The organism is Pseudomonas fluorescens (assembly GCF_902497875.1).
Lineage (GTDB): Bacteria > Pseudomonadota > Gammaproteobacteria > Pseudomonadales > Pseudomonadaceae > Aquipseudomonas > Aquipseudomonas fluorescens_BR.
Genome location: NZ_CABVHY010000014.1, coordinates 107,792 through 133,934, shown reverse-complemented (window position 1 = coordinate 133,934; position 26,143 = coordinate 107,792). Strand labels below are relative to the sequence as shown.

29 protein-coding genes are annotated in these 26,143 nt (G+C 61.7%); 15 read left to right on the top strand and 14 right to left on the bottom strand.

The features are described from left to right. Positions 1–6: 6 nt before the first annotated feature. The 11 genes from F8N85_RS16080 to nirS all read right to left on the bottom strand — a co-directional run bounded on the left by F8N85_RS16080 (position 7) and on the right by nirS (position 8,956). Entirely contained in the window at positions 7–1,500 is a 1,494-nt protein-coding gene (locus tag F8N85_RS16080; RefSeq protein ID WP_150804546.1) for a nitrite reductase, read from the bottom strand. Beyond that, the gene (gene cobA / locus F8N85_RS16075) at positions 1,497–2,336 is read right to left on the bottom strand and encodes a uroporphyrinogen-III C-methyltransferase (RefSeq protein WP_150804545.1); all 840 of its coding nucleotides are present in this window, start codon (positions 2,334–2,336) and stop codon (positions 1,497–1,499) included. Before cobA ends, F8N85_RS16080 begins: the two co-directional genes overlap by 4 nt. Positions 2,337–2,406: 70 nt before the next feature. After that, on the bottom strand, positions 2,407–3,585 hold the full coding sequence (gene nirJ, locus F8N85_RS16070; RefSeq protein ID WP_150804544.1) for a heme d1 biosynthesis radical SAM protein NirJ: 1,179 nt from the start codon (positions 3,583–3,585) through the stop codon (positions 2,407–2,409). Between the two features lie 26 nt (positions 3,586–3,611). After that, the gene (locus F8N85_RS16065) at positions 3,612–4,115 is read right to left on the bottom strand and encodes an Lrp/AsnC family transcriptional regulator (RefSeq protein WP_150804543.1); all 504 of its coding nucleotides are present in this window, start codon (positions 4,113–4,115) and stop codon (positions 3,612–3,614) included. Beyond that, entirely contained in the window at positions 4,090–4,533 is a 444-nt protein-coding gene (locus F8N85_RS16060) for an Lrp/AsnC family transcriptional regulator (protein WP_150804542.1), read from the bottom strand. The genes F8N85_RS16065 and F8N85_RS16060 overlap by 26 nt, the downstream gene beginning before the upstream one ends. Next, the gene (locus F8N85_RS16055) at positions 4,526–5,065 is read right to left on the bottom strand and encodes an Lrp/AsnC family transcriptional regulator (protein ID WP_150804541.1); all 540 of its coding nucleotides are present in this window, start codon (positions 5,063–5,065) and stop codon (positions 4,526–4,528) included. Before F8N85_RS16055 ends, F8N85_RS16060 begins: the two co-directional genes overlap by 8 nt. After that, positions 5,062–5,520 (bottom strand): Lrp/AsnC family transcriptional regulator, encoded by a 459-nt coding sequence (locus F8N85_RS16050; RefSeq protein WP_150804540.1) that lies wholly within the window; start codon positions 5,518–5,520, stop codon positions 5,062–5,064. The genes F8N85_RS16055 and F8N85_RS16050 overlap by 4 nt, the downstream gene beginning before the upstream one ends. A 1-nt stretch (position 5,521) precedes the next feature. Beyond that, positions 5,522–6,697, bottom strand: a complete 1,176-nt coding sequence (locus tag F8N85_RS16045; protein WP_150804539.1) for a cytochrome D1 domain-containing protein — start codon at positions 6,695–6,697, stop codon at positions 5,522–5,524. Further along, entirely contained in the window at positions 6,694–7,032 is a 339-nt protein-coding gene (locus tag F8N85_RS16040; RefSeq protein ID WP_150804538.1) for a c-type cytochrome, read from the bottom strand. Before F8N85_RS16040 ends, F8N85_RS16045 begins: the two co-directional genes overlap by 4 nt. Positions 7,033–7,048: 16 nt before the next feature. Then, positions 7,049–7,363 (bottom strand): c-type cytochrome, encoded by a 315-nt coding sequence (locus F8N85_RS16035; protein ID WP_150804537.1) that lies wholly within the window; start codon positions 7,361–7,363, stop codon positions 7,049–7,051. A 24-nt stretch (positions 7,364–7,387) separates the two neighbouring features. After that, a complete protein-coding gene (nirS, locus tag F8N85_RS16030; RefSeq protein WP_224795699.1) occupies positions 7,388–8,956 on the bottom strand; it encodes a nitrite reductase in 1,569 nt (522 codons plus the stop codon). 322 nt (positions 8,957–9,278) lie between these two features. On the opposite strand from nirS, the gene F8N85_RS16025 reads away from it, so the two are divergent. From F8N85_RS16025 to F8N85_RS16000, 6 genes are all read left to right on the top strand, one after another. After that, entirely contained in the window at positions 9,279–10,070 is a 792-nt protein-coding gene (locus F8N85_RS16025) for a CbbQ/NirQ/NorQ/GpvN family protein (protein ID WP_150804535.1), read from the top strand. Further along, entirely contained in the window at positions 10,054–10,641 is a 588-nt protein-coding gene (locus F8N85_RS16020) for a cytochrome c oxidase subunit 3 family protein (RefSeq protein ID WP_150804534.1), read from the top strand. The genes F8N85_RS16025 and F8N85_RS16020 overlap by 17 nt, the downstream gene beginning before the upstream one ends. A gap of 11 nt (positions 10,642–10,652) precedes the next feature. Continuing rightward, entirely contained in the window at positions 10,653–10,910 is a 258-nt protein-coding gene (locus tag F8N85_RS16015; RefSeq protein WP_150804533.1) for a cytochrome C oxidase subunit IV family protein, read from the top strand. Between the two features lie 261 nt (positions 10,911–11,171). Next, positions 11,172–11,612 (top strand): c-type cytochrome, encoded by a 441-nt coding sequence (locus tag F8N85_RS16010; protein ID WP_150804532.1) that lies wholly within the window; start codon positions 11,172–11,174, stop codon positions 11,610–11,612. 3 nt (positions 11,613–11,615) lie between these two features. Further along, complete coding sequence (locus tag F8N85_RS16005) at positions 11,616–13,046, top strand: cbb3-type cytochrome c oxidase subunit I (protein WP_150804531.1); 1,431 nt, start codon at positions 11,616–11,618, stop codon at positions 13,044–13,046. A gap of 78 nt (positions 13,047–13,124) precedes the next feature. Then, a complete protein-coding gene (locus tag F8N85_RS16000; protein ID WP_150804530.1) occupies positions 13,125–14,972 on the top strand; it encodes a nitric oxide reductase activation protein NorD in 1,848 nt (615 codons plus the stop codon). Between the two features lie 246 nt (positions 14,973–15,218). Here the strand turns inward: F8N85_RS16000 and F8N85_RS15995 are convergent, their stop codons facing one another. Continuing rightward, positions 15,219–15,410 (bottom strand): protein DnrP, encoded by a 192-nt coding sequence (locus F8N85_RS15995; RefSeq protein WP_150804596.1) that lies wholly within the window; start codon positions 15,408–15,410, stop codon positions 15,219–15,221. Positions 15,411–15,415: 5 nt separating this feature from the next. Next, on the bottom strand, positions 15,416–16,099 hold the full coding sequence (locus F8N85_RS15990; RefSeq protein ID WP_150804529.1) for a Crp/Fnr family transcriptional regulator: 684 nt from the start codon (positions 16,097–16,099) through the stop codon (positions 15,416–15,418). A gap of 627 nt (positions 16,100–16,726) precedes the next feature. On the opposite strand from F8N85_RS15990, the gene F8N85_RS15985 reads away from it, so the two are divergent. After that, the gene (locus tag F8N85_RS15985) at positions 16,727–17,917 is read left to right on the top strand and encodes an NnrS family protein (RefSeq protein WP_150804528.1); all 1,191 of its coding nucleotides are present in this window, start codon (positions 16,727–16,729) and stop codon (positions 17,915–17,917) included. A 28-nt stretch (positions 17,918–17,945) separates the two neighbouring features. Next, positions 17,946–18,383: a hypothetical protein gene (locus F8N85_RS15980; protein ID WP_191636192.1), complete on the top strand. Its 438-nt coding sequence runs from the start codon at positions 17,946–17,948 to the stop codon at positions 18,381–18,383. Positions 18,384–18,460: 77 nt separating this feature from the next. Here the strand turns inward: F8N85_RS15980 and ytfE are convergent, their stop codons facing one another. Further along, entirely contained in the window at positions 18,461–19,135 is a 675-nt protein-coding gene (ytfE, locus tag F8N85_RS15975; protein ID WP_150804526.1) for an iron-sulfur cluster repair protein YtfE, read from the bottom strand. 152 nt (positions 19,136–19,287) lie between these two features. On the opposite strand from ytfE, the gene norR reads away from it, so the two are divergent. From norR to ubiT, 7 genes are all read left to right on the top strand, one after another. Further along, positions 19,288–20,817: a nitric oxide reductase transcriptional regulator NorR gene (norR, locus tag F8N85_RS15970; protein ID WP_150804525.1), complete on the top strand. Its 1,530-nt coding sequence runs from the start codon at positions 19,288–19,290 to the stop codon at positions 20,815–20,817. Positions 20,818–20,914: 97 nt separating this feature from the next. Further along, positions 20,915–21,562: a pyridoxamine 5'-phosphate oxidase gene (gene pdxH, locus F8N85_RS15965; RefSeq protein WP_150804524.1), complete on the top strand. Its 648-nt coding sequence runs from the start codon at positions 20,915–20,917 to the stop codon at positions 21,560–21,562. A gap of 134 nt (positions 21,563–21,696) precedes the next feature. Then, entirely contained in the window at positions 21,697–22,251 is a 555-nt protein-coding gene (gene moaB, locus F8N85_RS15960; protein ID WP_150804523.1) for a molybdenum cofactor biosynthesis protein B, read from the top strand. Further along, a complete protein-coding gene (gene glp / locus F8N85_RS15955) occupies positions 22,248–23,483 on the top strand; it encodes a gephyrin-like molybdotransferase Glp (protein WP_150804522.1) in 1,236 nt (411 codons plus the stop codon). The genes moaB and glp overlap by 4 nt, the downstream gene beginning before the upstream one ends. Positions 23,484–23,605: 122 nt before the next feature. Next, a complete protein-coding gene (gene ubiU, locus F8N85_RS15950) occupies positions 23,606–24,601 on the top strand; it encodes a ubiquinone anaerobic biosynthesis protein UbiU (RefSeq protein ID WP_150804521.1) in 996 nt (331 codons plus the stop codon). Positions 24,602–24,611: 10 nt separating this feature from the next. After that, entirely contained in the window at positions 24,612–25,502 is an 891-nt protein-coding gene (locus tag F8N85_RS15945; protein ID WP_150804520.1) for a U32 family peptidase, read from the top strand. Next, entirely contained in the window at positions 25,496–25,966 is a 471-nt protein-coding gene (gene ubiT, locus F8N85_RS15940; protein WP_150804519.1) for a ubiquinone anaerobic biosynthesis accessory factor UbiT, read from the top strand. Before F8N85_RS15945 ends, ubiT begins: the two co-directional genes overlap by 7 nt. Positions 25,967–26,143: the final 177 nt, after the last annotated feature.

Genomic DNA, 26,143 nt, shown 5'->3' with positions numbered 1-26,143 from the left:
AATGGTCTAATGCGAAGTCCCTTCAGCAAATTCAATCTTGTTGCCGACGTTGTACTTGCCCGACGGTTTGTTCATCGGGATGCGCTTGATCTCCTTGAGGGTATTGCTGTCGTAAACGATCAGCGCACCGTCGGTGTCCCAGATGCTCAGCAGCAGGTAACGGCCATCGCGGGTGAATTCGACGTGGGCGGCGGTCTTGCCGGGCATCGGGCGCAGGGTGTGGGCGATTTCCAGGGTTTGTTTGTCGATCAGGTGGATCGCATCGTTATCCGGGCCGAAGAACACGTCGGTCCAGGCATACCGTGAATTGACGTGACTGCGCATAAAGAAACCCGGACCCAGCGTGGGAATTTCCTTGATCAGCTTCCAGGTCTTGAAGTCGATCACCGAGATCAGTCCCTTGCTGATATTCGGTGTGGCGAACACCCACTGGCCGTCGCGTTTCCAGTAGGTGCCCGAGCCCAGGTGCGGCATGCCTGGCAGTGGAATGTCGGTGACCACCTTGCCGCTGTCGAGGTCGATCACCTGGCCGCCCTGGGCCTTGCGTGAAGTGGCCAGCAACTGGCGGTAGTCCGGCGAGAAGGAGAAGTCGTCCAGGTAATCCTGGGCCGCGATCTGTCGCGGTTCGAAGTCCGCTTTACCGGAGTAGGACAGCTCCCAGACTTCCTTCACGTCCTTGAGCGCGACGATGAAGCTGTCGCGCGGCGGCGCGGTGTAGACCGCACTGACCCGCGAGGTCTTGCCGTCCAGGCCGACGGCCGGGATGGTCTTGACCAGCGACAGGTCGCGGGCGTCGAGCACCACCAGGCTGCCGGGCAGGTAGTTGCCCACCAGCACCCAGCGGCCATCCTTGCTCACTGCCAGGTTGCGGGTGTTGATCCCGGCACGCACTTCGGCGATCAATTTCAGGTTGTGCAGGTCATACAGGCTGATCCAGCCGTCGCGGGAGGCGAAGTAGACGAAGCGCCCGTCCGGCGAGAACTTCGGCCCGCCATGCACGGCAAAGTGCGAAGCAAAACGCGCCAGCACTTCAAAACGATCGCCGTCGAGGATGTTGATGTGATGATTGCCGGCTTCCACCACCACGAACAGGTTGAGCGGGTCGGCGCCATGCTGAGGTGTGACGGGCAACTTCGAGACATCGGCGAGCAGGCTGTGACTGCCGCGAATCTGCTCATCGTTCCAGGTGGGCGGGGTGGCGGGAGGTTGCTGAAGGTAGTTCACCAGCCCGTCGATCTGCGCCGGATCGAGGACGCTGGCGTACGCGGCCATTTGGCTGGCCGGGCGGCCGTTCTGGATCACCCGGCGAATTTCGTCAGGCTTGATCCGGCTGAGACTCTCCGGTAGCAACGCCGGCCCCGCGCCGCCGAGGCGGTTGACACCATGGCAGCTCTGGCAGTGCTGCTGATAATCCTGCGCGGCCTGGTCAACCGCGACGCCAGAGACTGTGCCATATGCCGTACCCAGCCATAACAAAGGGGCAAGGAGCATGCGCCTCATATCGCCACCTTGCGGGCGTGCTGCCGCAGCGGCGCGCAGCACACCCGCGCCGGGTACTCCAGCGGCTGCGCGGCGAACAGATCGACCACTTTGCCGATCACGGTCAGCGTCGGAGTGCCTTGGGGACAGTCGAGCGCCATGCTCGGCAGACCCTGCAGGGTGCCTCGGATAACCTGCTGGTCGGGGCGGGCGCCGTTGCTGATCAGCGCCGCCGGTGTATCGACAGGCATACCGGCCTCGATCAAGCGCCGGGAGATGACAGCAAGGTTCGATAGCCCCATGTAAAACACCAGGGTCTGGCTATCGTCTGCCAGGCTGCTCCAGGGCAATTGCAACTCACCATCGGCCTGTAAATGGCCGGTGATGAAACGGCAGGAATTGACCAGGTCACGGTGGGTCAGCGGAATCCCGGCGTAGGCGGTGCAGCCTGCGGCGGCGGTAATCCCCGGGACCACCTGGCAGTCAACGCCGCGCGCCAGCAGATACTCCAGCTCCTCGGCGCCACGGCCGAAAATGAACGGATCGCCGCCCTTGAGCCGCACCACCCGCAGACCCTGGTCGGCGAGATCGGCGAGCAACTCGTTGATGTGTTCCTGGGGCAGGCTGTGGCAGCCGCTGGCCTTGCCGACGTAATGTCGGGCGCAATCAAGGGGAATCAATGTCAGCAGTTCGGCGCTGATCAGCCGGTCATAGACCACGGCGTCGGCCTGCATCAACAGGCTCCAGGCGCGCAAGGTGAGCAGGCGTGGATCGCCGGGGCCGGCGCCGACCAGAGCGACTTCGCCCGGTCTGAACGGGGAGTGGAGAGCGGCAGGTAAAACAGTCGATGGTTGCATGAGACTTCCTTGGTTCTTCATCAGGTTTACCGGCCCCATCCTGTGTCAGATGGTTTGCCAGCCAGGCTATTCAGCTCATGGTGCAAGGAATGGTCAGTGACGGCTGCAAGCCGATTTCCTCATCGCTGAGGTGGCAGCCCGGGTCTTGCCCCCAGAGATCGCCTTCGGCCCAGGCCCGGGTGCGGGTATTGCCGTTGCAGATGCTCAGCCAGCGGCATTGCCCGCAGCGCCCGCCGACCGCCCGTGGATGCTTGCGCAACTGCTGCAGCAAGGCATCGGGCTGCTCCAGCCAGAGGGTGCGGAACGGCGTATGCCGGACATTGCCCACCGAGTGTTGCCACCAGTAGGTGTCCGGGTGCACTTCGCCGGTGTTGTCGATGTTGGCGATGCCGCTGCCCGAGGCGTTGCCGCCCCAGGCTCGAAGCATCTGTTCCAGCCGAGCGTAATGCTCGGGCAGGCGCTGGCCGACCCATTGCAGCAGCAGAATGGCGTCGGCGTCGTTGTTGCCACTGACAAAATCGCTGTCGCGCCCCTGTTCGATGTCCTCCCAGGCGCGCTCGAAGATCAGCGTCATGGCCTCGCGGCTCATCTGTTGCCGGGCGTCGAGCTTGCGGCTGCGTTTGCCGCGCCCGCTGTAATTGAGGTGCGACAGATAGAACTTCTGCACGTCGTATTCGCGCATCAGCTCCAGCAGTTGGGGAAGCTGGCCATGGTTCTCCTGGGTGAGGGTGGTGCGCAGCCCGACGCGGATGCCTTGTTCCCGGCACAGCCGGATCGCCTGCATGGAGCTGGCGAAGCTGCCCTTGAGCTGGCGGAACGCGTCATGGGTTGCTTCCAGGCCGTCGATGCTGATCCCGACATAATCGAAACTCGCCGCGCTGATCTGCGCAATGTTCTGCTGATTGATCAGCGTTCCATTGCTCGACAGGGCGACGAAGAAACCCTTGCTCCTGGCGTAGTCGCTGAGCTGGAACAGGTCTTCGCGCAACAATGGTTCGCCACCGGACAGGATCAATACCCGCACCCCGGCGTCGTGCAGGTCATCGATCACTGTCAGTGCGGCAGCGGTGTCCAGTTCGTCGCGAAAGACACTGTCGGCCGAGGTGGCGTAGCAGTGTTTGCACGTCAGGTTGCAACGCCTGAGCAGATTCCAGATCACCACCGGTGCGCGGGTGCTACCCGGCGGGCTGGTTCGAGGGGCGGGACTCTGGCCTGCGAGGGCACGCAGGTAATGGCTGATCCTCAACATGCAACTCTCCTTGAGTGCGCGCTTGTTCAGCGTAAAGGGGGCGGCAGACGCAGACCGGTTTTTTTCAGGATGCGGCTGCTCACCAACATTTCATCGCCAGCACAGGCGTCACCCAGCAAGAAGCGCAGGTGCTCGCGATAGCTGTCGATTTCGTCGCTACTGCGGCCATGAACCATGGCGAACAGGTTGTAGCGCCAGGCGCTGCGGCGCGGCCGGCGATAACAGTGGCTGACAAAGGATTGCGCGCCGATCAGCGCACCGAGGCGCGGCATGTCGGCGTCCCGCACATCCCAGACCGTCATGCCGTTGTGGCGATAGCCGAGGCGATAGTGGTTGGGTACGGCGGCGATCCGGCGGATGGCGCCTTCGGCCTGTAGTCGCTTGAGCAGGTCCAGGGTCGATTCGACGCTTAGCCCCAGCTGTTCGGCGAGCCAGGCCCAGGGGTCGTCGAGCAAGGGCAGGCCGGCCTGGGTCAGCTCGATCAGGCGCAAGGCCAGGGAGTCTTCAGACCGGGAAATACAGACCGACATGGTAAGTCTCCTCTTTCGGCAGGTTGAGCGGCACTAGGCCGGTCAGGCGTTCGATCCGTTGCAGGGTCTCGTCGATACCTTGTGCGGTCGGGCAGCCGAGGACGAACCACATGTTCCAGGCGTGCTCGCGACGGTAGTTGTGAGCCACTTCAGGCAGGTCATGCAGCAGTTCGGCGACTTCCTCGAAACGCTCTTCGGGGACCGCCAGCGCGGCCAGGGTGAATGCCCCGCCGAGGCGCTCGATATCGAACATCGGGCCGAAGCGGGTGAGAACGCCGTCCTCGAGCAAAACATGCAAGCGGTCGAGCAATTCGCTGCTGCTGCTATCGAGTTCTGCGGCCAGTACTTGCCAGGGATGGCGCACCAGCGGCAGGCCCAGCTGCAAGCGGTTGATCAGTCGGCGGTCGAGATCATCCATGGCGCGGCGCTGCTGTCGAAGCTTTTGTCGATGCATCTGTCAACGGAGGGGCGAAACGGCCGCCGCACTGTTTGAACACCTGGGTGCTGAACAGCAGTTGGTGGGGCAGATCGCTCAGCAGATGGTCTTCGAGCAATGCCTGGATCTGCGCCTCGACCCGATCCCGTTGTCGACCATGAAACATGCAGAACAGGTTGTATCGCCAATCCGGCAAGCGCCGTGGCCGTTGGTAGCAGAGGGTAATGCCGGACGCGCGTCCCAGGCGCTGGCCGACTTCATCGACCAGCGCGTCCGGGATATCCAGCACCAGCATGGCGTTGGCGGCAAAGCCCAGCGCGCGGTGATTGAGCACCAGGCCCATGCGACGGAACATGCCTTGCTCATTCCACAGGCGCATTTGTTCGAGCACCTGGTGTTCGTCAGCCTTGATCCGTTCGGCGAGGTCCTGATAGGGGCGCGATACCAGCGGCAACCCGGCTTCCAGGTGCCGGCGCAGTGCCAACACTTGTTTCGGATTCAATCCAGGCTTCATGAGCTTTCTCCCAGGGCAAAACCCAGGTCGATGCGGTAAGCGGTGAGCATCGGCAGATCCAGCGGCGTGAGACCGGTGTCTTGCTCCAGTTCGTCGAGGATCCGCTCGAGGTGCGGGCGATCGGGACCGGTCAGCACGAACCACAGGTTGTAGTGATGTTCGCGGGCATAGTTGTGATTGACCTCGGGATACTGACTGACCCGGGCGGCCACCTGTTGCAGACGATCGGCGGGCACGGCCAGGGCAGCGAGGGTGCTGGCGCCAGCGCGACTGTGTTCGAACACCGGGCCGATCCGTGACAGGGTGCCGGCCAGTGTCAGGTGTTGCAGGCAGGCGATCACTTCGGCTTCGGTGCAGCCCAGGGTTTGCGCCATTTCCTTGTAAGGTTCCGGGCACAGCGGCATGCCATGCTGGAAGCGGTCGATCAGGCGGCGGCTGAGGGGGTCAAGTTTCATTTCAATACCCCATCTTTTGCGCGCGGCTGCTGAAGAAAATCCCGCTCGGTTTGGTGGCGGGCAGGGTGCTCAGCAGTTTCAAACGGTACGGATCCCAGACCTGAACCTGCTCGCCGTCGCGTAACGACAGCCACAGCTGGTCACCACGGGAGGTGAATTCCATATGCAGCACCGCCGGCCCCGGTTTCAGGTCCGCGACTATCGCGTGGGTCTCGGTGTCGATGACCTGCACCCGATCGTTGTCCGGATAGGCGAAATTCACCCACAGCTGGCGACCGTCCGGCCGCGCCGTGACGAATATCGGCTGGCCGGCCACGGCGATGGCCGCGGTCTGCTTCCAGTTGCGCGAATCCATCACCAACACCTGATGACGTCCGACGGCGGGCACGAAGGCCTGGTTGTCGGCGACCGCCCAGCCTTCCAGATGGGGCATCTTGTACACCGGCAGTTTTGCCTGGCCGCGACCGTAGTCACCGAGGACCCGCTGTACCCCGCGCTCCGGATGCCAGAGATCGAGTTGCGCCATGCCGTCTTCGCCGAACAGCCCGGCCATGTAGTAGCGGCCGTCCGGGGTGATCAGGGCGTCGTAGGGTTGCTCGCCGATGCCGGTGAAGCGACTGATTTTCGGGGTATTGCCCTGGCTGAAATCGGCGCTCCAGATCTCGCCGGTATCGAACAGGCTGAACACGAAACGTTGCCCGGGTGCATCCACCAGACCGACCACCCGCGAATGTTTGCCATCGGCCATGGCCGTGGCGGGGATATCGGCTACCTGTTGCAGGGTGACGGCATCGAATACCTTGACCCCGCCGGGCACATAGTTGGATACGGCGATCAGCTTGCCGTCCTGGCTGATGGCGCCACCGATGCTGTTGCCGCCCTGGATGACACGCTGGTCGATGCGCTGGGTCAGCAGGTCGACCTTGCTCAGCCCGCCATCGCGACCGAATACGTAGGCGTAGCGCTGGTCGCGGGAGAACACCACCGAGGCATGGGAGAGGTCGCCGAAACCCTCGATCCGGGCCAGGGCGGTGTGGGTGTCGCTTTCGATGATCTGCAGGCTGCCGGTGGCGCGTTCCACCACCACGCCCAGATCGCCAGTGCCCCGCAAGGGCGGCTGGGCGCAGGCCGACAACAACAGGCCGGCCGCCGCTGACAACAGGATTGAACGGATCATGGTGCTGGATATCCTTGCAGAAGAAGCTCGACCAGCCAGCGAATGTCGGCGGGGCTGAGCAACGGGCCCCAACCGGGCATGGCGGTTCCAGGTCGACCCTGGGTGACGGTGGCAATCAGGCTGTCGGTGGATTTGCCGGCCAGCGCTTCACGGGTCAGGGCCGGGCCAAGCCCCCCGGTCATGCGCAGGCCATGGCAGGCGCCACAGTCCTGGGCCAACAGGTGTTCGAGTTGTGCCTGACGTTTGCTGTCAGGCGCGGCAACCGCGGCAAGCGCAGTTGCGCTGAAAATCAGGAGGAGGGACGCCACAATCACAACCTGTCGATAAAGTCTCATGACGCCCTCCAGGGGGTTATTTGAGCGTCAGGACCCACGCAGCGAGAATCTTCGCTTCGTCATCGGTTACCGCGTTCGCCGGCATCGGCATCGGGCCCCAGTTGCCTGACGTGCCTTCCTTGATGTGTTTGGCCAGGGTTTCCTGGGCTCCGGCGACGCCCTTGTTCTTGGCTGCAACGTCTTTAAGCGCCGGGCCGACTACTTTGGTGTCGATGGAGTGGCAGGCGGCGCAGGGTTTGCTTTTGAACAGAGTGGGGCCGTCTTCGGCCAGGGCCGGTTGCAGCATCAGTGCACCGGTCAGTGCGAGCATGGGAATCAGAATAATTTTCATCAGGGGTTCTCGTGTTGATGGCGCTCAATAGATGTCGTGTTGCGTGTTGTAAACGTTGAACTTCCCTGTCGGGGTAATCAGCCGTTTGTCCTTTATGACGGATTTGAGCTTGAGGGTCTTGTCGTCGATCACTACCAGTGCCGACTCTTCTTCCTGGCCGCTCCAGACGGAGAACCAGACTTCATCGCCCGCTTTGTTGTATTCCGGCTGCACGACGCGCATGGCGCCTTTCTTGATCCCCGCGTATTCGGCGATCGGCAGCACGGTGTAGCCGGCGTCGAGCTTGTCGATGTCGAACACCGCTACCGACTGGCTGAGCTTGGCGTCGGGGTTGAGGGTGGTGTCGACATACAGGTGACGGGACTTGGGATGGGTTTTGATAAACAGTGAACCGCCGCCCTGGCCCTTGAGCGAGTCAACCTGTTTCCAGGCGTATTGCGCATGTTTCACCGGGTCGGTGCCGATCAGTGAAATGCCGGCGTCGCCCAGGTGGCTGGTGGCCCAGACCGGACCGTATTTAGGGTGAGTGAAGTTGGCGCCACGGCCCGGGTGAGGGGTTTTGCCGACCTCGACCAACGCAGTCAATTTGCGCTCCTTGGAGTCGATCACTGCGACTTTGTTGGAGTTGTTGGCGGCGGTCATGAAGTAACGGTGGGTGCTGTCCCAACCGCCGTCATGCAGGAACGGCGCGGCATCGATGTAGGTGACGGTAAGGTTTTTGATGTCCTGGTAGTTGACCAGCATGACCTTGCCGGTTTCCTTGACGTTGACGATGAACTCCGGCCATTCATGGGAGGCGATAATCGCCGCGACCCGGGGTTCGGGGTGGTAATCCTGCTTGTCGACGGTCATGCCGCGAGTCGAGACAATCTGTTTGGGCTCGAGGGTTTCGCCGTCCATGATGGTGAATTGCGGCGGCCAGTAGGAGCCGGCGATGGTGTACTTGTCTTCGTAGCCTTTGAACTTGGAGGTTTCCACCGAGCGGGCTTCGATGCCCACCTTGACTTCCGCGACCTTGGTCGGCTCCAGCGGCCACAGGTCGATCATATCGATCTTGGCGTCTCGACCGATGACCAGCAGGTAGCGGCCGGAGGCAGAGATCCGGGAGATGTGCACCGCGTAACCGGTGTCGATGAGTTTCACGATCTTCTTGCTGTCGCCATCGATCAGGGCAATCTTGCCGTCATCGCGCAGGGTCACCGAAAACAGGTTTTGCAGATTGAGTTTGCTCAGCTGTTTCTTCGGCCGGTCCTCGGGTTTGATCACTACTTTCCAGGTTTTCAGCGTCTCGGCCATGCCCCATTCCGGCGGCGTTGGCGGCGTGTGCTGAACGAACTTGGCCATCGAGGTGATCTGATCCTTGGTCAGAACATTGGAGGTGCCCCAGTTCGGCATACCGGCCGCCGAGCCATAAGTGATCAAGGCTTCCAGATAAGGCTGGCCGCGGCCTTGGGTGATGTCCGGGGTCAGTGCCTTGCCAGTGGCGCCCTTGCGCAGTACGCCGTGACAGCCGGCGCAACGCTGGAAATAGATTTCCTTGGATGAGTCGAATTCGGCCTGGCCCATGTCGGGCGCTCCCGCGGTTTTGACCATGGCTGGGGTGGCTGCAGCAGCGGCAGGATCCTCGGCTCTGGCAGCATGACTCACCGCCAGGGCCAGTGCCGAACACAGGGTGGCGATGGTCAGAGCAAACGTTTTTCTATTGCTGATCAGCATTCCATTTCTCCTCAGGCAAGACCTTTGAGATGTACTGAAACGGCAGTACAGAGCGCAGGTTCTTAGTGCGGTGCAAGGCTATGCCCGAGCCGGCCAATACCGCTTGACGGCGATCAAGTTTGCCGGCCATCCCCCTTGCCAGGTTGTCGCAGGCACCCGTAGCGTGGTCTGCAAGCCCGCTGTTGAACCAGGTATCCCAATGGACAGTAATCATTCCCGCGAACCCTTCTACCAACCGCTGAACAATGAAGAGGCGCTGTTCGAACAAGCCTGGCGCCACGGCATGCCGGTGCTGATCAAAGGGCCTACCGGCTGCGGCAAGACCCGTTTCGTCCAGCACATGGCTCATCGGCTGAAACTGCCGCTGTATACCGTGGCCTGCCACGACGACCTGAGCGCCGCCGACCTGATCGGCCGGCATCTGATCGGTGCCCAGGGCACCTGGTGGCAGGACGGACCGTTGACCCGCGCGGTGCGCGAAGGCGGCATCTGTTACCTCGACGAAGTGGTCGAAGCACGCCAGGACACCGCGGTGGTCCTGCATCCGCTGGCCGATGACCGTCGCGAGCTGTACCTGGAGCGCACCGGTGAAGTGTTGCAGGCACCGCCGTCGTTCATGTTGGTGGTGTCCTATAACCCCGGTTACCAGAACCTGCTCAAGGGCCTGAAACCGAGTACTCGCCAGCGTTTCGTGGCCATGCGTTTCGGCTATCCGCCGGTGGCCGATGAAGAGCGCATTGTCGCCAGGGAGGCCCAGGTGGACCTCGCGCTGGCGGCTCAAGTGGTCAGGCTCGGACAAGCCCTGCGCCGGCTCGATCAACATGATCTGGAAGAGGTCGCATCGACTCGCTTGCTGATTTTCACTGCACGAATGATCCGCTCCGGGATGAACCCGCGTGAGGCCTGCATGGCTTGTCTGGCCGAACCCTTGACTGATGATCCGCTGACCGTTGCGGCGCTGATGGATGTGGTCGATGTCCACTTCAGCTGAAATCAGGGTCGCCTCGCCCGGTCATTTGCCGGGCGATCTGGCGATGTGGTTTTTTATCCTCGCCGAGCTCTCGGTGTTCGCGATCCTGATCCTCGCCTTCGCGGTGACCCAGGCGCTGTACCCGCAGATGTTCAGCGAGAGCCGGCAGCTGCTCGACAGCTCCACCGGGCTGGAGATGACCTTGAGTCTGCTGACGGCCGGGCTATTCGCCGCGCTGGCCCAGGAACAGGTCAGGCAGTCGCGGGCCCGTCACGGCGCCTGGTACCTGCTGGCGGCCTTGCTGGCCGCCAGTGTCTACGTGGTGTTGAAGCTCACTGAGTACGTGCATCTGGTTGCCAGCGGCCTGGACATGGAGCACAACACCTTTTTCACCCTGTACTGGATCCTCACCGGGTTTCATTTCCTCCACGTCCTGCTCGGGATGTTCATTCTCGGCTGGCTGGCGCTGCGCTGCCGGCGTCGCCTGTACAGCGCCGACAACCGCAGCGGACTGGAATCCGGCGTGCTCTATTGGCACATGGTCGATCTGATCTGGGTGGTGCTGTTTCCGCTGGTCTACGTTCTGAATTAACGAGGTTGCTCATGTCCGTTTCCAGGGTTCTGCTCGCCTGCTGGGCGGCGCTGGCCGCGTTAAGCGTCTGCACCGTGCTGCTGGGGAATGCCGGGGGCACCATGCTGCTGTCCATGACCATTTTGCTGGTGGCCGTCGGCAAGGCCTGGCTGATCGCCGATGGCTTCATGGAGATGCGCCACGCCCCGCGTTTGTGGCGCAGCTTGATGTTGAGCTGGGCGGTGGCTTTGGCGGTGGTGGTGGGGGTGACGTTGGTGGCAGTCAATTAAGTATTGAGCGCTCCCAAAAGATCGCAGCCTGCGGCAGCTCCTACAGGGATTGCGTACACCTGATTATTTACGGGTGTACCCGGTCGGCGTAGGAGCTGCCGCAGGCTGCGATCTTTTCAATTTCACATTAGAAATCTTCGCTGCCCCCACACCCCCGAAATTTATACCCGACCAAAACCATCGGAGTTTCTTGATCGCCATCAAGCGGGTTTCGACCCTTCGCTTCCTAGAATGGACAGGCCAAGCAATGAGGAAGCGACCATGTCAGAGACCTTCACTAAAGGCATGGCCAGGAATATCTACTTCGGAGGAAGCGTGTTCTTCTTCCTGATATTCCTGGCCTTGACCTATCACACCGAGAAGACCTTTCCGGAACGCAGCAATGAGGCGTTATTGACCGAATCAGTGATTCGCGGCAAGACGGTCTGGGAGCACAACAACTGTATCGGCTGCCACACGCTGCTGGGCGAGGGCGCTTACTTCGCGCCTGAGCTGGGCAACGTGTTCAAACGGCGCGGTGGGGAGGAGGGTTTCAAACCTTTCCTGCATGCCTGGATGAAAATGCAGCCACTGGGCATACCAGGCCGGCGCGCGATGCCGCAGTTCAATCTGAGCGAACAGGAGGTGAATGACATCGCTGAGTTCCTCAAATGGACGTCGAACATCAATACCAATGGCTGGCCGCCAAACAAGGAGGGCTGAGTGATGAGCATTGCTAATCCGCATCTGAAATTCGCCTCGCAAGCCGTCGCCAAACCTTACTTCGTGTTTGCCCTGGTGCTGTTTCTCGGTCAGATACTGTTCGGTTTGATCATGGGCCTGCAATATGTGGTCGGGGACTTCCTGTTCCCGATCATTCCCTTCAACGTGGCGCGGATGGTGCACACCAACCTGCTGATCGTCTGGATATTGTTCGGCTTCATGGGCGCTGCCTACTACCTGATTCCGGAGGAGGCCGACCGCGAACTGCACAGTCCGAAGCTGGCGATCATCCTGTTCTGGGTATTCGCCGCAGCCGGTGTGCTGACGATCCTCGGTTATCTGCTGGTGCCTTATGCGGGCCTGGCGAAGCTGACCCACAACGAGCTGCTGCCGACCATGGGTCGGGAGTTCCTGGAGCAGCCGACCATTTCCAAGATGGGCATTGTGGTGGTCTGCCTCGGCTTCCTCTACAACATCGGCATGACGCTGCTCAAAGGTCGCAAGACCACGGTCAGCATGGTCATGATGACCGGGTTGATCGGGCTCGCGGTGTTCTTCCTGTTCTCCTTCTACAACCCCGGCAACCTCGCCCGCGACAAGTTCTACTGGTGGTGGGTGGTGCATCTTTGGGTAGAAGGCGTGTGGGAACTGATCATGGGTTCGATGCTGGCCTTCGTCCTGATCAAGATCACCGGTGTGGACCGGGAGGTCGTGGAAAAATGGCTCTACGTGATCATCGCCATGGCGCTGATAACGGGGATCATCGGTACCGGTCACCACTTCTTCTGGATCGGTGCGCCTGAGGTCTGGTTGTGGGTCGGTTCGATCTTCTCGGCACTGGAGCCGCTACCCTTCCTGGCCATGGTGATATTCGCCTTCAGCATGGTCAAGAATCGGCGCCGCGACCACCCGAACCGCGCGGCCACGCTGTGGGCCAAGGGCACTACGGTCACCGCCTTCTTCGGCGCTGGCGTCTGGGGTTTCCTGCACACACTGGCACCGGTCAACTACTACACCCATGGTTCGCAGTTGACAGCGGCTCACGGTCACCTGGCCTTCTACGGTGCTTACGCGATGATCGTGATGACCTTGATCAGCTACGCCATGCCGAAACTGCGCGGGCTCGGCGAGGCAGCGGACGAGCGTTCGCAGCAACTGGAGATCTGGGGCTTCTGGTTGATGACCCTGTCGATGGTGATGATCACGCTGTTGCTTACCGCCGCCGGTGTCGTGCAGATCTACCTGCAACGCTGGCCGGTCGATGGGGTCGCGTTGCCGTTCATGGCCACTGTCGACCATCTGCAAGTGCTGTTCTGGGCCCGTCTGGGCGCCGGTCTCGGTTTCTTCGCAGGGCTGATCTGCTACCTGTTCAGCTTCAAGCGTCGTGTGCCTGTGACGACCGCTGATATGAACGCAGCCGCCGTTCGCTCGTAAGTCAGGAAACACCCTGGAGGAGGACGGCCCGGCTGGTACAGCGGGCCGTTTTACATTGGTTTTCAGAGGAAAAAAACCATGGCCTTTACCGTCGAACTGGAAGAGTGGGTCGGCAGTGTCTGGCATCGCTTTATCACCCGCCGCGCCAGCCCGGACTTTCCAGAGGCCCGGGTCGAATTGATCAACCAGCAACGGCCACTGGCGTTGTTGTTTCGTGCCATGGGCGGTGCCAGTGGCGTCGGCGTGGAAGCCGCCAGCGACCGCGATCTGTTACTGCGCCGCAACATGCTGCAGCAGATCGCCGGTACCTGCAAACAAGTGCCGTTGGCCTGGTGTGACGAGAATAACCTTCGCCTGCCATCGAGCCTCGCGGTCTACCCGGATCCCACGCTGAATCAAGAGCTGTATCGCTGGCTGGCGTTGCTGGCGGCCCAGGCCGGACAGATGCGCCACTGGGGCCGGGACAATCAGCGCTGGACGCAAATGCTCTTGCAACGTTATCCGGCGTTGCGTTCGCGCTACGAGCGACTGGTCGATGCCCATCTGCAATTACGACCGGATCCGGCCTCGTTGAGTGCTGGTGAAGCGGCGCTGGAGCGGGCGTTGCGCCAGGCACTGCGCGATCCCGGCAGTGTCGAACATTTTCCGCGCAGCGAACGGGCGGCCTGGCCGCTGCCGCTGTGGTTGTATCCGCCACTTCACCTCGCCAGCCCCCAGGCCGGGGATCTCGAAGAGTCGCAAGACTCGGAAGATCATTTGGCCACGCCCCCCGGCGAACAGAAAGGCGGCCGCAAGCGCGCCAAGCGAATCGATGAAAGCACCAGTAAAGGTGGCCTGCTGATAGTGCGGCTGGAGAACCTCTTCAGCTGGACCGAACACGTCGATCTGGATCGCTGGACGGATGACAGCGAAGACCCGGACGCCGCGCGAGTCGCCGACGACCTGGACGAATTGACCCTGTCGCGCACTCGCCTGCGCAAGGGCGGCGGCCTGAAGCTGCACCTGGATTTGCCGCCAGCCGATGTCGACGATATTCCCCTGGGCGAGGGCATCAAGTTGCCGGAGTGGGACTATCGCAAACAGACCATGCAGGAGGCCTTTGTCAATCTGCAAATGATGGTGCCGCGCGACAGCGAGCCGAAGCCGCTGCCACCCAGGCTGAAGGCTTCAGCGCACCGTTTACGGCGTCAGTTCGAGCACCTGCGCAATGATCGACAATGGTTGCGTCAGCAGCCCCAGGGGTCAGAGCTGGACATGCAAGCCTGGCTGGATTTCCACGTTGAACGTCAGCACGGCCAGTGCGCCGAACGCGGTCTGTTCATGGAGCAGCGCCAGACCCATCGTGACCTGGCGTGCCTGTTGCTGGCGGACCTGTCGATGTCGACCGACGCCCATATCGATGATGAGCATCGAGTGATCGATGTGATCAGCGACAGCCTGCTGCTGTTCGGCGAAACGCTGTCGATGCTGGGCGATGATTTCGCCCTGTATGGCTTCTCCTCGCTGCGCCGCCACCAGGTGCGCATGCAGGAATTGAAGTCCTTCGGCCAGCGCTATGACGACACGACCCGAGGGCGTATTCAGGGACTCAAGCCGGGTTATTACACGCGCATGGGCGCGGCCATTCGCCAAGCCACGCAGTTACTGAGCGGTTGCAAACGGCGGCGCAAGTTGTTGCTGCTGCTGACTGACGGCAAGCCCAACGATCTGGATCTGTATGAGGGACGCTACGGTGTGGAAGACACCCGCGAAGCGGTACTGGAGGCACGTCGCCAGGGGCTGACGCCGTTCTGTATCACCATTGATCGCGAGGCCGGGGATTACCTGCCGTATATGTTCGGTGCCAATGGCTACACCCTGATCCGCCAGCCGGATCAATTACCCCTGCGCTTGCCGCAGTTGTACCGCCAGCTGACCCAGCCTTGACCGTCGCTGCCGTGACAACTGCCATAGCCCGCGTCCCCGTAGCAGCTGCCGAGCTTTGCGAGGCTGCGTTCGGCTGCGCAGCAGTCGTAAAATCAACCACCGCGGTGTCTTAGAAAAACCGAGGACTCAGGATTTACGGCCGCTGGCCGAACGCAGCCTCGCAAGCTCGGCAGCTGCTACGGGGATCAAGCCGTGCCAGTTGACGGAGGAGGGGGCATCTATTCGGGTTGAGAAGTGTGGCGCCGCTCAGGAGATGCTGCGCGGCAGCCAGAAGAACATCGCGATGCAGAAGATCGTCAGGCCGACGCAGAACCATTGGAATCGGCGCAACCGACGTTTTTCGGCGTGTTCGGCCAAGGCCGGGAGGGGCATGCCGCACTGGCGGCATTCGACTTCCTGTGAAGGGTTGGCGTGTTGGCAATACAGACAGATGGGCATGACACTCACTCGAACTGTTCCAGGCGCAGACGATCAAGAATGGCGATCTGACGGCCGTCCTGAGTGATGATTTTTTCATCGATCAGGCGGCGGATGATCCGCGAGAAGGTCTCCGGCTGAATTGACAGATGGCCGGCAATCAGTTGCTTGGCCATCGGCAGTTCGAACTGGCTGTCAACGGTTTGCTGGCGCACCAGCTGCGTCAGCAGATAACGCACGACCCGGTGGGTAGCGTTTTTCAGCGACAGGGTTTCGATCTCGTTGACCCGCTGGTGCAGGCGCACACAGAGCTTGCCGAGCAGCGCGAAAGTCAGCCGACTATTGCTCTGCAGCAGACGCATGTAGGTGTTGTTGGATATCCGGTAGAGCTGAGTCGGACAGATCGCTTCGGCGGAGGCCACATAGTTGGGGGTGTCCATCAGCATCATCGCCTCGGCGAAGGTTTGCCGATCGCCGATGACTTCAAAGACCTTTTCCTGGCCGTCGGGCGTCAGCCGGTAGATCTTCACTGCGCCGGCGATCACGAAATAAAACGAGTCGGCCGGCTCGCCCTGGCGGAACAGCGGTTCGCCCTTGTCGATGCTCAGCAAGTGGCTGGTACTCATCAACTCATCGAGCTGTTCTTCATTCAACGGCTCGAACAAATGATGACTGCGCAGAATCTGGTGATGGACGCGATGAAGCACCATAAAAATTCATCCTGATGGCTGGGGAGGGGATTAGTCAGACTAGTCCTAGAGAGACGCCGCTGGCCAGGGCTACTATCGAGCTCAGCACTACAAACCATGCCAGAGGCTGGATGACTTTTTTCATGACGACTCCGGTAATCGAGGGATCGAAACGGGTGATAAGGGTGCTCATGATTGAGCAAGACTCGGGCCATGCGTGGAGGGCTGTATTTGCGGGAGGTTGCAGGAGATCGTGGTGAAAAAGACCATAGGTATTAGGGTATAAATAACCATCAAATGGTTATTTATACCCTGCTGGGTCACCCCTTTGTGGCGAGGGGGCTTGCCCCCGTTGGAGCGCGAAGCGGTCCTAAAACCTGTATCCGCGGTATCGAGGTAGAACGGTATCAGCCAGTTTTACGACTGCTTCGCAGCCGAACGGGGGCAAGCCCCCTCACCACAGGGGATATGCATTCCGCCCTAATCGGCACCAGGGCACGCCCCTTGCACACTAATGTTCGACTACAGACTGGCCAGTTTGCCCAATGGCCCTTTGCGAGCTTGATCTGTGACAACTGAAACTCATCGGTAATACCCGATGATCGGACCGGGATTTACCCTCCGGCAGCAAGGTAAAGGAGTGGTGTTATGCAAGTACTTGACCGCCGTACCGCGATGGCGATTATGCCGCTGTTACGTCTGGCCTTTCGGCCGTTTTTCCTGGCGGGCTGCCTGTTGGCTTTGCTGGCTGTACCCCTCTGGGTGGCGGCCTTCAGTGGCGCGATCACTGGCTGGCAGCCGGCAGGCGGATGGCTGGCCTGGCATCGGCATGAGCTGTTGTTCGGCTTTGCGCTGGCAATTATCGCCGGCTTCCTTTTGACCGCCGTACAGACCTGGAGCGGCCGCCCCGGCATCAGCGGCAAGCCGCTGGCGTTGCTGGCGTTGCTGTGGCTGGGTGCGCGACTGGCCTGGTTGGCGAATGCGCCGTGGCCATTGCTGGCGGTTCTGGAATTGGCGTTTCCACTGGCGGTGGCAGGGCTCATGGGCTTCACCCTGTGGAAGGTGCGGCAGAAACGTAACTATCCGATTGTGGCGGTGTTGCTGCTGCTGGCCGTAGCTGACGGCTTGTCGGTGTATGGCCTGCTTCCAGGCAATGAAGCCTGGCAGCGTCAAAGCGTCTTGACCGGCATCTGGCTGGCGGCGGCGATGATGGGCTTGATCGGCGGGCGGGTCATACCGTTTTTCACCCAGCGCGGCCTCGGCCGGGTCGATAGCGTAGCGCCCTGGCCCTGGCTGGATAGCCTGCTGTTGGTGGGCTCGGCGCTGGTGGCACTGTTGTATGCCGCAGGCCCCGCGCTTTCCCCCAACGTAGTGGTCGGCCTGTTGTTCGCCGTATTGGCGGCGGGGCATCTGGTGCGCCTGGTTCGCTGGCACGATCGGGCGCTCTGGCGAGTGCCGCTGCTGTGGTCGTTGCACCTGGCCTATGGCTGGTTGGCCGTGGCCTGCCTGGGCATGGCGCTGTGGCATTTCGGTGTGCCGCTGAACCCCAGTCTGGCGGTGCATAGCCTGACGATCGGGGCCATGGGTGGCTTGATTCTGGCGATGATCGCCCGGGTCAGCCTGGGCCATACCGGCCGTCCGCTGGAGCCGCCGTCGGGGATGACCCTGGCATTTACCCTGCTGAACCTGGCGTGTCTGAGCCGGGTGCTGCTGGTCATGTTCTTGCCGATGCTTGGGTTGTGGCTGGCGGCGGTGGGCTGGGCGTTGGCGTTCGCGCTGTATGTCTGGCGCTACGGACCGATGTTGTTGCGCGGCCGGGTTGACGGCCATCCAGGATGAGCAGTCAATTTGACGGAGGCTACCGGTGATCTACCCCATTTTGCTGGTCACCCACTTACTGGCCGCGATCGCCTTTATCGGCACACTGTTTTTCGAAGTGTTCATCTGGCACTCCGCCCGTCAGCAGCTGGCGCAGGCTGCGCAACTGCCGGCGGATCAGGCGATAGCGGTGCGCTCGCGCAAGGTGCTGCATGGCGTGGTATTGCTGTTGTACGGCGCCGGAATCGGCCTGGCATGGCAGCACCGTGCAGCCTTGAGTCAGCCGCTGGCGAGCAGTTTCGGCACGCTGTTGAGCCTGAAGATCGTGCTGGCCTTGAGCATCATCGGCCATTACCTGTTGCTGGCGTACCTGCTCACACGCGCACAGCTGACCCCGACCCGCGCCACCTGGATTCGCCGCAGCATCCTTGGGCACATGCTGGTGATCGTGATCCTGGCCAAGGCCATGTTCTATTGGCACGGCTGACACCCGGTTCGTCCAGCGCCATAAAAAACCCGCGTCAACCGGTTGGCTGGCGCGGGTTTTGAGTGACCGCCAAGCGATCAATCCCGAGGGCTGATGGCCTTGACGAACAGTACGTTATTTTCCAGATGGATGTGCTGCATCAGGTCATCGCGAAACTCCAGCAACCCCCGGTAAAGCGCACGCCAGGTGTTGCAGGCATTGGCCGGCGGGGTGATGTTGTTGGTCAGGGCGAGCATTTTCTCCAGGGCTTCACCGTGTTGATCATGTTCAAAACGCAACACCCGGATCGGGGGCGCGGCCTGCGGGCCCATCCCGTGTTGCAGCATCGGGAAGAGCACCTGTTCTTCCTTGAGCATGTGCCCTTCGAGTTCCTGCTGCATGTCCTGCAGGTGATCGGCCAGGCCGTTGGGGCAGCCATCGCGCGCACCATGCACCTGCTCGACGCGGCGGGCCAGGCGGATCAGTTCCGGCAGCTGTTCGCGGTGACGGGTGTGGTAGCGCGCCAGGAGGTGGGCAATCAACAACTCCTCGGGTTCGTTGCGCCAGTCGTGCTGGGTTTCACCGGCGTCTTGCAGGGCGTGCAGGGCATCGGCAATCAGCAGCGGATCGAGGCCTTTGCCAAGGGCGGCTTCGCGCAAGCTTTTCTGCCCGCCGCAACAGAAGTCCAGATTGAAGGCGTGAAAAGTCCGGGTGGCGCCGGGGATGTCGCAGGCCAGTTGGCCGAGACTTTGTTCCAGAAGGTTCAGGCTCATCAGGGTTCCTTTTATATTTCACAGGTTCCCCGGTTCTATTGCATCCCGCATGCCATATTTAAGCTATTGAAAATATTCGATTAATTTATTGTTGTGGTGATCAGCACCCTGACGGCATAGGGTGAATGGAACCATAGAGGGTAATTACTACCATGCTGCGTGAAAGCCTGGCCGCCGACTTGATCGTCGAGCTGCCCAATGCGGTGCGATTGCAACGTCTGGTCCAGACCCTGCGCGAATACTTCAACAGTGGCGCGGTGGGATTGCTGCGCCTGGATGACGACAGCCTGCGGCCGGTGGCGACGGTGGGGCTGGTTCACGAAGCGCTGGGACGGCGCTTTGTCATCGCCCAGCACCCGCGACTGGCGGCGATCATGGCCTCGCGCGAGCCGACCTGGTTCGAACCCGACAGTCGCCTGCCGGATCCTTATGACGGCCTGCTCGACGGTCATGTTGGCGAACCGCTGCCGGTGCATGACTGCATGGGCGTGAGCCTGTACGTGGAAGGGCGGATCTGGGGCGCGATCACCCTTGACGCGCTGCATGCCGGGACCTTCGACAGCCATGCGCGCGAAGAGCTCAAGCGTTGTACCTTGCAGATCGAGGCCGCCGTGCGGGTGACTCGGCTCGAGCAGGAGAACCGCAGCCTGCGCTTGTCCCGCAGCGATACCCAGGACGTGCGAATGCCGGCGGAAGAAGGCGAGATTCTCGGTCAGAGCGAGGTGCTGCACCAGCTACTCAATGAGCTGGAGGTATTGGCCGACTCCGAACTGCCGGTATTGCTGCTGGGTGAGACCGGGGTCGGCAAAGAATTGTTCGCCCGGCGCTTGCACCGACTTTCACGACGGCGTCACAAGCCCCTGGTGCACGTCAATTGCGCCGCCTTGCCGGAATCGCTGGCGGAAAGCGAGTTGTTCGGGCACGTCAAAGGCGCATTTTCCGGAGCCACCAGCGATCGCGCCGGACGTTTCGATGCGGCCAACGGCGGCACGCTGTTTCTCGATGAGGTCGGCGAGCTGCCGCTGGCGGTGCAGGCCAAATTGCTGCGCACATTGCAGAACGGTGAGATCCAGCGCCTGGGTGCCGACAAGCCGCTGCATGTCGATGTGCGAATCATCGCCGCGACCAACCGCCATCTGCCGGACAGCATCCGCGACGGCCTGTTTCGCGCCGATCTGTATCATCGGCTCTCGGTGTATCCGGTGCCGATTCCACCCCTGCGCGAGCGCGGCAATGATGTGTTGATGCTGGCCGGGTACTTCCTTGAACTCAATCGGGCGCGACTCGGCCTGCGCGGTTTACGCCTGTCGCCGGCGGCCGAACGGGCGTTGCTGGGGTATGCCTGGCCGGGCAATGTGCGGGAACTGGAACATGTGATCAGCCGAGCTGCGTTGAAGCAGCTCAGCCGTGGTACCACTCGCACCCAGATCATGACCCTGGAGGTCGAGCTACTGGATCTCGATAGCGCGATCGGTGCGCCGCGTCTGGTCACTGAACTGCCCATGGACGAGGCCTCCGACCTGCCGTTCCAGCCCTTGGGCGAAGCCATCGACGATTACCAACGGAAGAAAATCCTCCACGCCTTGAGCCTGTCCGGGGAAAACTGGGCCAGCGCCGCGCGGTTATTGGAAGTCGATCCGAGCAACCTGCACAAACTGGCCCGACGCTTGCGGCTCAAGTGACGCAGAGCAGGTCCGTCGTTGCATAGTGTTGATATTGGTCAAGGTTACGTCGCGCAGTGGCTCGCACACTGAGGTGTAACCTACCGGAGACACCGCCATGCCCCTTTCCCTGGCTGATATGCGCCGCAATTACACCCTGGATGGTCTGCAGGACGATCTGACGCTGGACGATCCACTGGCCTTGTTCCGCCAGTGGCTGCAAGAGGCCCGCGACACCGAGAGCGCACCGGTCGAGGCCAACAGCATGGCGCTGGCGACAGTCGACAGCCAAGGGCACCCGCATTGCCGGATCCTCCTGCTCAAGGGCCTGGGTGATGAAGGCTTCACTTTTTTCGGTAATTACCAGAGTGACAAAGGGCTGGACATGGCGGGCAATCCCCATGTGGCCATGACCTTTTTCTGGCCTGCCCTGGAGCGTCAGGTGCGTATCGAGGGCCAGGTGTCCCGGCTCGACACGCAGCTCTCGGATGCGTACTTCGACTCTCGACCCCTGGCCAGTCGCCTCGGCGCCTGGGCTTCGCCGCAAAGCCGTCCGGTGGCCAGTCGCGCCGCGCTGGAATCCTTGCTGGAAGCAACCGGACAGCGCTTCGTCGGCCAGACCCTGCCGCGACCCGAGGACTGGGGTGGCTACTGCCTGCGTCCAGAACGCCTGGAGTTCTGGCAGGGGCGTGCGGATCGCTTGCATGATCGTTTTGATTACCGCTTGTGCAAGGGGGTGTGGAAGCGTAATCGATTGGCGCCTTGAGGGATAAACACCTTGTGGGCTCGCTCCTACACATCAATCTCTTGCACCGGAGGAGGTACCTCCTCGGAGGAATAGGCTCCATCCACATTCCGGTTCACGCTGGGCCATACCCTTATCAACAGGAAGGCTTGGATATGGCCCATCTTGCGCAACGCACTTTTCAACCCCTGAACATCGCCGTGCTGACCATCAGCGATACGCGAACTTTCGATACCGACACTTCGGGACAGACCCTGACAGACTTGCTGCAAACCGCAGGGCATGTGCTGATCGATCGTGATCTGGTCAAGGACGATATTTATCAGATCCGCGCAAAACTCTCCCGCTGGATCGCCGACCCTCAGGTACAGGTGGTACTGATGACCGGCGGCACTGGATTCACTGCTCGCGACAATACCCCGCAAGCAGTCCTGCCGTTGCTGGACAAGCATGTGGAAGGTTTCGGCGAACTGTTCCGTCAGGTCTCCCTGGCGGAGATCGGCATGTCCAGTCTGCAGTCCCGGGCACTGGCCGGGATGAGCAACGGCGTGCTGGTGTGCTGTGTGCCTGGCTCACCAGGCGCATGCCGAACCGCCTGGAACAAGATCCTCCTGGAACAACTGGACAGCCGCACTGGCCCGTGCAATTTCGCCCCGCATTTGAAGCCGCAGGCGCAGCAGACTATCGACGCCTGTGAGGCACGCTCATGAGCGGCCTGGTGTGCGACAGCGGCAAGCTGATGCCGGTGGACGAAGCCATTACCCGCCTGCTGGACCAGGCACCACCACCGCCCCCCGTAGAAAAAATCCTCCTGGATCAATGCCTGGGGCGAGTGCTGGCAGCGGACATTCACTCCCCGGTGAACCTGCCGGCATGGGACAACAGCGCGATGGACGGCTACGCATTCAAGGCGGCTGATCTACCTCGGGTGGGAGGTTATCTGTGGGTGGTCGGGCGGATTGCCGCGGGGGATGGCAAAGCTGCAGCCTTGTTGGCCGGGCAGGCGGTGCGAATCTTTACCGGTGCGCCGCTGCCGCCGGGTGCCGATACCGTGGTCCCGCAGGAGCGTTGCCGGGTCGAAGGCGAACGCGTCTGGTTCCCGCCGACAAGCGTTGGCGAGCATGTGCGCAAGGAGGGCGAAGAAGTCCGTCGCGGGCAGCTGCTGCTCAAGGCCGGCAAGCGCTTGCGCGCCCAGGAGCTGGGGCTGCTGGCCGGAGCAGGGGTGGCGCAGGTCGAGGTCTATCGAGCGCTGCGGGTGTGCCTGCTCAGCAGTGGCGATGAGTTGCGCGAGCCGGGCGAGCCATTGGCGCCGGGGCAGATTTACAACAGCAATCGTTACTGCCTGGCGGCGTTGTTGCGCGGCTGGGGAGTCGAGGTGCATGACTACGGGGTCATGGCCGATGAGTTGGCGGCCAGCCGCGATGCCTTGAGCCTGGCCTCTTCCGAATGCGACGTGCTGCTGACCTCGGGCGGGGTCTCGGTGGGCGAGGAAGACCATCTCAAACAGGCGATCGAGGAACTCGGTAGCGTGGATTTCTGGCGGCTGGCGATCCAGCCAGGCAAACCCCTGGCCTTTGGCAAGGTGGCTGGCAAACCCTGGATCGGCATGCCGGGCAATCCGTCGGCGGCGCTGGTGACCGCCTTGGTGGTGGTGCGTCCGTTCCTGCTGCGGGCCCAGGGTGTGGAGGAAGTGCTGCCGCTGCCATTGGCCATACCGGCCGGGTTCGACTGGTTGCTGCGCAACAAGCGTCGGCAGTACCTGCGGGCCAGGCTAAGCCCGGGCGCCGACGGGCGATTGAGCGTGGAGCTGCACCCGCAGCAAAGCTCGGCGATGTTGAGCGCCGCCTGCTGGGCTGACGGGCTTGCCGTGATCGAGTGCGAGCAGCAAGTGCTCAAGCACGACAACGTTCGGTTCCTGTCCTTTGCCGAGTTGCTGCATTGAGTGCAATTGATTGCCGTCAAGGCCGTGGCGGTGGGCCTCGCTAGACTGGCAGCGGATTTTTTCAATCGCGCGCGACAGCTGTCAGCCGATGGTCGAGACGAGCTCTTTGATGAGGATTACCCATGCAACTGGTCTGCCCGGCAGGGAACCTGCCTGCGCTCAAGGCGGCAGTACGCCAAGGCGCCGATGCCGTCTACGTCGGTTTTCGTGATGACACCAATGCCCGGCATTTCGCCGGGCTGAATATGGACGACAAACAGTTCGACGCCGCGGTCGCGTTCATTCGTCAACATCAACGCAAGCTCTATGTCGCGGTCAACACCTACCCTCAGCCCAAGGGCTGGGCGCGCTGGCAGCGGGCGGTGGATCGCGCCGCCGATTTCGGCGTGGATGCACTGATCGCCGCCGACCCCGGGGTGCTCAACTATGCCAGCCAGCGTTACCCGCAACTGGCGTTGCACTTGTCTGTCCAGGGCTCGGCGACCCATGCCGCGGCGTTGGGTTTCTATGCGCAGCGCTACGGTATTCGCCGCGCTGTGCTGCCGCGAGTGCTGTCGTTGGCCCAGGTGCGCCACGTCGCCGCCAGCAGCCCGGTGCCAATTGAAGTGTTCGGTTTCGGCAGCTTGTGCATCATGGCCGAAGGGCGCTGCCATCTTTCTTCCTACATTACCGGCGAATCGCCGAACCTCTGTGGCGTCTGTTCGCCGGCCAAGGCGGTGCGCTGGAGCGAGGATTCCCAAGGCTTGACTGCGCGCCTCAGTGAGGTGCTGATCGACCGCTACACCCCGGACGAACCGGCCGGGTATCCGACCCTGTGCAAGGGCCGTTTCCTGGTTGATGGCAAGCGCTTCCACGCGCTGGAGGAGCCCACCAGCCTCGATACCCTGGACCTGCTGCCGGAACTGACGGCGATTGGCGTCGCAGCGGTGAAAATCGAAGGCCGCCAGCGCAGCCCGGCCTATGTGGAGCAAGTCACCCGCGTCTGGCGCGCCGCCCTGGATGCCCATCGCGGCTCGCCCGGCAACTTTCGGGTCAAGGATGAATGGCGTCGGGTGTTGGCCGGTTTGTCCGAAGGCAGCCAGACCACTCTGGGTGCTTATCATCGATCATGGCAATGAGGGACGGGACATGAAGCTCAGCCTGGGACCGGTCCTGTTTTATTGGGACAAACAGCAACTTAGCAATTTTTACGCCGAGATGTCGGCCTTGCCCCTGGATGTGATTTACCTGGGGGAAACCGTGTGCTCGAAGCGCCGGGCATTTTCCCTGGACCAGTGGCTGGGTCTGGGGCGCGAGCTGCAACAGTGCAGCCAGGCGCAACTGGTGATTTCCAGCCTGACATTGATCGAAGCGGCGTCCGAACTCTCCAGCCTGCGCCGCCTGTGCGACAACGGCCAGTTACTGGTGGAGGCCAACGACATGGGCGCGGTGCAGCTGATGGCCGAGCGCAAACTGCCTTTTGTCGGTGGTCCGGCATTGAATCTGTACAACGGTCATTCGCTGAGCCAACTGGTGGACAGTGGAATGACTCGCTGGGTCCCGCCGGTGGAGTGCTCGGCGGCGCTGATTGGCGATGTGATCGAGCAGGTGCGCGAACTGGGTCGTACGGTGCCGGAAGTCGAGATTTTCGCCTATGGGCATTTGCCCCTGGCCTATTCCGCGCGCTGCTTCACCGCCCGGGCGGAAAACCGGCCAAAGGACGACTGCCAGTTTTGCTGCATCAACTACCCCGACGGCATGGCCCTGACCAGTCAGGAAGGTCAGCCGCTGTTCACCCTCAACGGCATCCAGACGATGTCCGCCGAGGTGACCAACTTGCTGGCGGATTATTCCGGGCTGGTGGCCTGCGGTGCCGATATTTTGCGCCTGAGCCCGCGTGCCCAGGGCATGGCCGAGGTGGTCGCGGCGTTTCAACGGGTGCGCCTGGGCGAGACGCCGCCGCTGTTTGTCGAAGGCTGTAATGGTTATTGGCATGGCCAGGCCGGGATGTTGCGCGTCGAGGAGGTCGGCCTGTGTTGAACCGAAAAAAATGGTTGCTCAAAGGTGCCGACCGCTTGTTGCCGCTGGTACGCCGGGTGCCTTTTGCCGTGCAGCGGCTGGCATTGCAGCAGGCGCTCAATCGTTGCCTCGCCGAGCCGTTGCGTGATGGCGGGTTCGAGCTGTTGCGTGGGCGCTGGTTGTGCCTGCGGATTCCCGACCTGGGTCTGTCCTGGTACCTGACCCTGGGGCGTAACGGCTTGCAGATCGCCGAGCGCGCTGAGGCGCAGGTGACGATCAGCGGCAACTGGCGGGAGTTTTTGCTGCTGGCCAGCCGTCAGGAAGATCCGGACACGCTGTTTTTTCGTCGGCGGTTGGTGATCGAGGGTGATACCGAGCTGGGGCTGGGGTTGAAGAATCTGATCGACAGCCTTGATCCGGATGTCCTGCCTGTTTGGCTGTGGCGTAATCTGGAGCGGGCGGGGAAGGGGTTGGCGGCGGGGTGAGAATCTGTATGGTTGTGACTGACGCAGATGCGGTGTGTGGCTTGCCTGAAGGCGGCCTTATAGCCGGCCTGGCTCTTGCGGATGTACACAGATCTCCTGTGGAGCTGCCGCAGGCTGCGATCTTATGATCTTGCTACTTAGGTTAGAAAGTTATTTCAGAGACAGAGCACTAGTGGC

What these genes read in the sequence shown, in the direction of transcription:
- norR (WP_150804525.1), top strand. Translation starts at nt 19,288, where the DNA reads ATGCTGCGTGAAAGCCTGGCCGCCGACTTGATCGTCGAGCTGCCCAAT.
- F8N85_RS16080 (WP_150804546.1), bottom strand. Translation starts at nt 1,500, where the DNA reads ATGAGGCGCATGCTCCTTGCCCCTTTGTTATGGCTGGGTACGGCATAT.
- F8N85_RS15945 (WP_150804520.1), top strand. Translation starts at nt 24,612, where the DNA reads ATGAAGCTCAGCCTGGGACCGGTCCTGTTTTATTGGGACAAACAGCAA.
- F8N85_RS15985 (WP_150804528.1), top strand. Translation starts at nt 16,727, where the DNA reads ATGCAAGTACTTGACCGCCGTACCGCGATGGCGATTATGCCGCTGTTA.
- F8N85_RS15995 (WP_150804596.1), bottom strand. Translation starts at nt 15,410, where the DNA reads ATGCCCATCTGTCTGTATTGCCAACACGCCAACCCTTCACAGGAAGTC.
- F8N85_RS15990 (WP_150804529.1), bottom strand. Translation starts at nt 16,099, where the DNA reads ATGGTGCTTCATCGCGTCCATCACCAGATTCTGCGCAGTCATCATTTG.
- F8N85_RS16045 (WP_150804539.1), bottom strand. Translation starts at nt 6,697, where the DNA reads ATGATCCGTTCAATCCTGTTGTCAGCGGCGGCCGGCCTGTTGTTGTCG.
- F8N85_RS16035 (WP_150804537.1), bottom strand. Translation starts at nt 7,363, where the DNA reads ATGAAAATTATTCTGATTCCCATGCTCGCACTGACCGGTGCACTGATG.
- F8N85_RS16050 (WP_150804540.1), bottom strand. Translation starts at nt 5,520, where the DNA reads ATGAAACTTGACCCCCTCAGCCGCCGCCTGATCGACCGCTTCCAGCAT.
- F8N85_RS16010 (WP_150804532.1), top strand. Translation starts at nt 11,172, where the DNA reads ATGTCAGAGACCTTCACTAAAGGCATGGCCAGGAATATCTACTTCGGA.
- nirJ (WP_150804544.1), bottom strand. Translation starts at nt 3,585, where the DNA reads ATGTTGAGGATCAGCCATTACCTGCGTGCCCTCGCAGGCCAGAGTCCC.
- pdxH (WP_150804524.1), top strand. Translation starts at nt 20,915, where the DNA reads ATGCCCCTTTCCCTGGCTGATATGCGCCGCAATTACACCCTGGATGGT.
- F8N85_RS16060 (WP_150804542.1), bottom strand. Translation starts at nt 4,533, where the DNA reads ATGGATGATCTCGACCGCCGACTGATCAACCGCTTGCAGCTGGGCCTG.
- cobA (WP_150804545.1), bottom strand. Translation starts at nt 2,336, where the DNA reads ATGCAACCATCGACTGTTTTACCTGCCGCTCTCCACTCCCCGTTCAGA.
- ytfE (WP_150804526.1), bottom strand. Translation starts at nt 19,135, where the DNA reads ATGAGCCTGAACCTTCTGGAACAAAGTCTCGGCCAACTGGCCTGCGAC.
- nirS (WP_224795699.1), bottom strand. Translation starts at nt 8,956, where the DNA reads ATGGTCAAAACCGCGGGAGCGCCCGACATGGGCCAGGCCGAATTCGAC.
- F8N85_RS16055 (WP_150804541.1), bottom strand. Translation starts at nt 5,065, where the DNA reads ATGAAGCCTGGATTGAATCCGAAACAAGTGTTGGCACTGCGCCGGCAC.
- F8N85_RS16000 (WP_150804530.1), top strand. Translation starts at nt 13,125, where the DNA reads ATGGCCTTTACCGTCGAACTGGAAGAGTGGGTCGGCAGTGTCTGGCAT.
- F8N85_RS16040 (WP_150804538.1), bottom strand. Translation starts at nt 7,032, where the DNA reads ATGAGACTTTATCGACAGGTTGTGATTGTGGCGTCCCTCCTCCTGATT.
- F8N85_RS16005 (WP_150804531.1), top strand. Translation starts at nt 11,616, where the DNA reads ATGAGCATTGCTAATCCGCATCTGAAATTCGCCTCGCAAGCCGTCGCC.
- ubiU (WP_150804521.1), top strand. Translation starts at nt 23,606, where the DNA reads ATGCAACTGGTCTGCCCGGCAGGGAACCTGCCTGCGCTCAAGGCGGCA.
- moaB (WP_150804523.1), top strand. Translation starts at nt 21,697, where the DNA reads ATGGCCCATCTTGCGCAACGCACTTTTCAACCCCTGAACATCGCCGTG.
- F8N85_RS16020 (WP_150804534.1), top strand. Translation starts at nt 10,054, where the DNA reads ATGTCCACTTCAGCTGAAATCAGGGTCGCCTCGCCCGGTCATTTGCCG.
- F8N85_RS16015 (WP_150804533.1), top strand. Translation starts at nt 10,653, where the DNA reads ATGTCCGTTTCCAGGGTTCTGCTCGCCTGCTGGGCGGCGCTGGCCGCG.
- F8N85_RS16065 (WP_150804543.1), bottom strand. Translation starts at nt 4,115, where the DNA reads ATGTCGGTCTGTATTTCCCGGTCTGAAGACTCCCTGGCCTTGCGCCTG.
- glp (WP_150804522.1), top strand. Translation starts at nt 22,248, where the DNA reads ATGAGCGGCCTGGTGTGCGACAGCGGCAAGCTGATGCCGGTGGACGAA.
- F8N85_RS16025 (WP_150804535.1), top strand. Translation starts at nt 9,279, where the DNA reads ATGGACAGTAATCATTCCCGCGAACCCTTCTACCAACCGCTGAACAAT.